5 protein-coding genes are annotated in these 6,133 nt (G+C 47.3%); 1 reads left to right on the plus strand and 4 read right to left on the minus strand.

Annotated features, from left to right (window positions below; genetic code table 11):
• The 4 genes from FDW95_RS12555 to FDW95_RS12575 form a co-directional block, all read right to left on the minus strand.
• The coding region (locus FDW95_RS12555; RefSeq protein ID WP_137363519.1) for an HlyD family efflux transporter periplasmic adaptor subunit at positions 1–928 on the minus strand (928 nt) is incomplete at its 3' end.
• A gap of 2 nt (positions 929–930) precedes the next feature.
• Positions 931–1,581 (minus strand): type II CAAX endopeptidase family protein, encoded by a 651-nt coding sequence (locus FDW95_RS24125; protein WP_001567322.1) that lies wholly within the window; start codon positions 1,579–1,581, stop codon positions 931–933.
• Positions 1,582–1,813: 232 nt separating this feature from the next.
• Positions 1,814–2,176 (minus strand): hypothetical protein, encoded by a 363-nt coding sequence (locus FDW95_RS24160; RefSeq protein WP_001567321.1) that lies wholly within the window; start codon positions 2,174–2,176, stop codon positions 1,814–1,816.
• Positions 2,177–2,304: 128 nt separating this feature from the next.
• Positions 2,305–2,964: a recombinase family protein gene (locus tag FDW95_RS12575; RefSeq protein WP_001567320.1), complete on the minus strand. Its 660-nt coding sequence runs from the start codon at positions 2,962–2,964 to the stop codon at positions 2,305–2,307.
• 167 nt (positions 2,965–3,131) lie between these two features.
• Between FDW95_RS12575 and FDW95_RS12580 the strand changes: the two genes are divergently transcribed.
• Positions 3,132–6,133, plus strand: a 3,002-nt coding sequence (locus FDW95_RS12580) for a Tn3 family transposase (RefSeq protein WP_249359070.1), incomplete at its 3' end; no start/stop codon positions are given.

Here is a 6,133-nt window from a genome sequence, read left to right on the forward strand (position 1 = left end):
ATGGAAATATAGGGGCCAATCCAAGTTCTATCTGCAGACGAGCATTGTCGGGAACCAGAGTCATGACCGGTTCAGATGCCCTGACAGACTGTCCCTGTCTGATCAGCACGGCAGCAACGGTTCCGGATACCGGTGACGTCAGCGTAAAGTTCTCCTGTCCGGCCAGTTCGTCCTGCTGTTGCCTGATCCCCTGCAACTGCCTGTCCAGCTCAGCTTTACGGCTTTCCCCCTGAACGATGAGATGGTTAAGATCTTCTTCAGCAGCCTCCATTGCAGTGTGTAGTTGCAGAAGCCCCTGACGCTGATCCTCAACGTTTTGCAGTGACGTAGAAACGTCAATTTGCTTCTGCTGGTATTCGATATCTGATACGTAATGCGTTCCAGCCAGTTTTTTATAGCGCTCCATGACGGACACGGCCAGCGTGGCCTGATGCCCGGCAAGCGACAGGCGCAGCTCTGCACTTTTAATCTGTGGTTTCAGGGAGGCAATTCGCTGTAGTATGGCCTGCTGCTGCTGACTGTTGTCACGCAATTCCAGAGTCTGCTGGGAAGACAGCATGGCATACTGAGTCTTCAGGGACATGCTCATGGCTGCCAGTGTACCTGTGCCCTGCCCGTTGTAATGCTCGCCGCTGATATGGTAAACAGGCTCACCGGCAGCTACGTGCTGACCTTCTGAAACAGTCTGTCGGGTGACGTATCCGGCATATTGCGGTGTGATTTTCACCAGTCCTGATGAAGGCATCACTATACCTGTAAGATGAGCCTTGCGGGTATAACTACCATAATAAACGAATAATGAGACGCTCAGAAATATAAGTAATGTAGCAACGGCGCATACTGACATGCCAAATGACGCGGGTAAGACAATATCTCCGTACTCTGTATCACTGTTATGTTCTAATGCTTCCTCCCTGAATATACTCATGGTTATAAAATATTTTGAATATTTAATAATATAACAAAGGTATTCATGCCTGAATGTATTAACATAGGATAAAAAAGGGATCTGCTTTTAATTCTGACCCCTAATAACAGCATAGATACAACAAAAAGGACTGATTGATCCAGAACATTATAATACTGAAAGTGCATCAGAGAGAAAAACAAAGATGTTATCACACAGGGAATGATAATGTTTTCCTTGAAAATTGAACGCAGAAATCCAAAGGCACAGGCTCTGTATACGATCTCCTCATAGTAGGGTACGACCAGTGTCATCACTAAAACTGTTATCCAGTTTATCTGTGATGGTTCGTAATGATATAAATAGTCTCTGTAGCAGTAAACAGCTAACTGTATCAGAATAATTATAAGGAATGACAGGGCTGAAAATTTAACTGTAGCTGAGTCTGTTCTTATTTTTATTCTACACTCAGGAAATTCCTTTAGGTAAAATAAGTAAACAAGAGTTGAAATTAGAATCTCTGTAATGAACACAATGAAAAATGCAATATCCAGTCCAACATAACGCAGTGTAAAGGTTGGCGATAATGTTACAATAGTTGATATAATAACCACTGCAAGAAAAATAATAGCGCTGTATTTACTATATCTAAACTGGCTCGAACGTTCATCCATTACAAAACATCACTTTATGAAGGTTATTATTTTTGCTAAAACTATATCTGTAAATTTAGCAGTGGAAAACAAGGTGATCAATGTAATTACTATTTTTGAAAATTCCTCAGGCAACGAAAACCATGACAAATCAATAATGGAGGAACCACTTAATAGCGCAAAACCCAGTAATAAACTTAATATAAAAGACAATAATTTAATAAACACTGCAGTATCCTCCGTTGATACTTACTTATCGACTACAGGTACCACCGACGTTACTTCCTGAACAATTACTGGAACCAGCTCTGTTTCCGCCTCCGTTACCATTTCCTCCACCGGAGAGACACTGGCCGATAACTGCCCCACCAATAGTTCCTCTGGTCATTCCTACAGGACCACCTTTAATGGCACCACCAACCATTCCACTAAAGACAGCATTAGCACATTTAACTGTGCTCGGGTCACTGTAAATGTGTGTCGGTGCATTTCGTCCCAGTGAGTTACGGGCTCCGGTGTTACGACTACGACTTCCGCCTCCTTCATAATTACTGTTTGCGTTGCCACCACTGACTAATGCAATTTCATCAAAACTCAATTCTCTGATATTTGACATAAAAATCCCTCTTATAAATTTTAACATAAAGTGCTGTTTCACTATTACATGACCAAAATGTATGCACAAAGTGAACTTGTGTAAATAAATGTAAATTTATTATCATGTGTTATTGAATGGAACTTGCATTATTTATTACTTATTGATTTAAAATCTAACTTATCTCGATGATATGCCTGGATTCGGCAAACCTGTGAAGTGCTGTAGCCTGTTGCTTCTGCCGTTTCACGGATGCTCAGTTTCTTGACCTCCCGGTAGTACAGAACTTTCTGATGTCGTTCCTGATCAGCCTGTTTGCCTCGATATTTCCCCAGTATATGGGCCCGTTCAATTCCCTGTTTTTGCCGCTGGCGGCGGCTCAGCCAGTCCTTATGCGACATCGCAGCCATCAGGTCGATAAGCATATTATTGATAGCTGTTATCACTGCGCAGGTGATTGGGTCAGTCTGTGAAGGGTCTTTATCTGACAGCGCCTGCCATGACGTGGGGACATCCAGGCTGACAATCCGCAGCTCATGTTGTTCTATCTGCTTTTTCAGCGTCATCCAGTCGCTGTTACTCAGACGGGTCAGGCGGTCTATCTGCTCGACCAGCAAAATATCACTGTGGTGACTGTCCATCAGTAAGCGTCCCAGTTCCGGGCGGTCAAGTTTTGTTCCGCTGATGTTCTCCCGGTAGTAACTGGCTATTTTATAGCCTCGTTCCTGAACGAACTGCTCCAGCATCTCTTTTGCCCGATCGGCGAACTGATCTTCCGTCGATGCCCTTAAATAAGCTCTGATGAACATTTTTTCACCGTGTTATCGCATTTAGGTTATTGCATTTAATCTATCGCATATAGGTTATTTCATTCATGATGTGCCGTCACGTTTTAGTTATAGCGTCAGGGTGTACCCTTATGCGATAAGCATTTTTGTTAAAAATACCGCACAGAATAATTTATGAAGGAAACTATATGGCAAGGAGGCAGATTCTTTCTCTGTCGGAAAGAGAATCATTACTGGCATTACCGGACGATGAGTTAACGCTGACACGAATGGCCTATTTCAGTGAACATGATCTGGCGCTTATCAGTGCTCACCGTAAACCCGCCAGCCGTTTTGGTTTTGCTGTCCTTCTTTGCTATCTGAAAAATGTCGGCTTTGCACCGGATAAAAAAATCCCACCCTCTGATATGCTGCTGAAGCATATCGCCAGCAGGCTAAAACTTACCGGGGATCTCTGGCCTGCTTACCTTTCCGGCAGGGAAACCACGCGACGCGAACATTTAACCGAACTGTACCGCTACCTTGGCGTAAAATCGTTCACCGGCAAAATACAGCAGGACTGTATTACACACCTGCTGCCGATGGCGACGCGCACCGATAAAGGTATTCTTCTGGCCGAAGAACTGCTGGTCTGGCTCCGGAAGAACAACGTGATAATCCCCGCGATTGATGTCGTGGAGCGTACCTGTGCGGAGGCCATGGCTGGCGGCGATGAAATCGTATTTCAGACCCTGAATGCCCCGTTAACTCCGGCTCACAGGGATGCCCTGGATCGTTTACTTGAGTCCTCAGATAATAAGTCTTCCAGACTGACATGGCTTCTGCAACCGCCGGGTAAAATCAATGGTAAGAACGTGCTGCAACACCTTGATCGGCTCAGTAGCATTGAATTGCTGGCATTACCTGAAGGTATAGATCGTACCATTCACCAGAACCGGTTGCTGAAACTGGCGCGGGAAGGCCGAAAGATGAGCAGCCGGGATTTGACCCGATTTTCAGCAGCCCGGCGTCATGCGATCCTGGTGTGCGTGCTGGAAGAAGCCAGAGCCACACTGACAGATGAAGTGATTGAGCTGCATGAACGCATGCTGAACAGCCTGTTCAGCAAAGCCAAAAGAACACAGGCTGAGCGCCTTCAGCAGACCGGAAAGCTGATCCAGTCAAAACTGAGGCAGTACATAGATATCGGCCAGGCACTGTTTGAAGCTCGTGATTCCGGTGGCGATCCATGGCTCGCAATAGAAAACATACTGCCATGGCCTGAATTTGTCGCCAGTCTGGAAGAAACGCGCCATCTCGCCAGAAAAAATAATTTTGATCCGCTGCATATTATTACTGAGAAATACAGCACATTACGGAAATATGCCCCGCGCATGTTGTCTGCTTTACAGTTAGTCGCCACCCCGGCAGCGCAACCTCTGGCTGATGCGCTGGTTGTGATCCAGGATATGTACCGGAAGCAGTCACGTAAAGTTCCGGCGACAGCGCCGCTTGAGTTTGTCCCTGAAAGCTGGCGCAAGGTGGTGATTACACCTGCGGGTATTGACCGGCAGTACTATGAATTTTGTGCGCTCAGCGAGCTTAAGGGGGCATTGCGCTCCGGAGACATCTGGGTTAAAGGCTCACGCCGCTACAAAAACTTTGATGATTACCTCATTCCCGAAAAGGACTTTGACAAACTCACACCGGCGCTGCCCCTGCCCGTATCAGCTGATAATCATGAGTACATTACCAGCCGTATGACTCTGCTTCAGTCCAGACTTGAAGAGGTCAATGCCATGGCAGCCCTTGGTGAACTGCCCGATGTGGAAATATCTGACAGGGGAGTAAAAGTCTCTCCGCTGGATAACTGCGTCCCGGTGCAGGTTTCACCGCTGGCAGAGCTGGTTTACAGCATGCTACCGCGCCCTAAAATCACGGAAATTCTCGATGAGGTAAACAGCTGGACGACGTTTACCCGACATTTTTCGCATATAAAAAACGACATTACCCGTCCCGATACCCGCCTGCTCCTCACCACCATCCTTGCGGATGGCATCAATCTTGGTCTGACCAAAATGGCGGAAGCCTGTCCCGGAAGCACCAAATCATCACTGGAAGATATCCAGGCATGGTACATCCGCGACGAAACCTATTCAGCCGCCCTCGCAGAGCTGGTAAACGCGCAGGGGAAAAGACCACTGGCGGCATTCTGGGGAGACGGGACAACGTCATCATCAGACGGACAAAATTTCAGAACAGGCAGCTCTGGCCGCTACGCAGGGCAGGTTAACCCGAAATACGGGCAGGAGCCTGGACGTCAGTTTTACACCCATATTTCGGATCAATACAGCCCGTTTTACACCTGCATAATCAGTCGGGTCAGGGATTCAACCCATGTTCTCGATGGCCTGCTATACCACGAAAGCGACCTGGAAATCAGAGAGCATTACACCGATACCGCAGGTTTCACCGATCATGTCTTTGCCCTGATGCATCTGCTGGGGTTTGCGTTCTGTCCGCGAATCAGGGATCTCCACGACAAAAAGCTGTTTATCAAAGGGAAAGCGGACCAGTACCCGGCGCTTCAGTCACTGATATCAACGACCAGCCTGAATCTGAAAGAGATCGAAATTCACTGGCGTGAAGTACTGCGTCTGGCGACCTCGATAAAGCAGGGAACCGTGACAGCATCTCTGATGCTGAAAAAACTAGCGAGCTACCCCAAGCAAAACGGACTTGCCAAAGCACTGAGAGAAATTGGGCGCATTGAGCGAACGCTATTTATGCTTGACTGGTTCCGCGATCCTGCATTGCGTCGGCGAGTACAGGCGGGGCTGAATAAAGGTGAGGCACGTAACGCACTGGCGCGGGCGGTATTTATGCACCGGCTGGGAGAAATCAGGGACAGAAAGCCTGAAAATCAGAGCTATCGCGCCAGTGGACTGACGCTTCTGACGGCTGCGATCTCGCTGTGGAATACTGTGTATATGGAAAGGGCGATCGATGCCCTGAAGCGTAAAGGACTAAAGATCAACGAACAACTGCTGTCGCATTTGTCGCCGTTAGGCTGGGAGCACATCAATCTGACAGGTGATTATATCTGGAAAAGCAACCGGATACCGGCTTCCGGTAAGTTTCGTCGGTTGAGACCAGCTAAAGTCGGAAGGTCAAAAAACAGCCTTACCGAATGGAAGGGACTTCCCCTGAT

Origin of the sequence: Citrobacter sp. wls718 (genome assembly GCF_005280945.1) — a bacterium.
In the GTDB taxonomy this organism is placed as follows: Bacteria; Pseudomonadota; Gammaproteobacteria; order Enterobacterales; family Enterobacteriaceae; genus Citrobacter; species Citrobacter gillenii.

Bases quoted from the DNA above. Each gene is read 5' to 3' on its own strand.
- FDW95_RS24160 (WP_001567321.1), bottom strand. From the start codon at position 2,176: ATGTCAAATATCAGAGAATTGAGTTTTGATGAAATTGCATTAGTCAGT.
- FDW95_RS24125 (WP_001567322.1), bottom strand. From the start codon at position 1,581: ATGGATGAACGTTCGAGCCAGTTTAGATATAGTAAATACAGCGCTATT.
- FDW95_RS12575 (WP_001567320.1), bottom strand. From the start codon at position 2,964: ATGTTCATCAGAGCTTATTTAAGGGCATCGACGGAAGATCAGTTCGCC.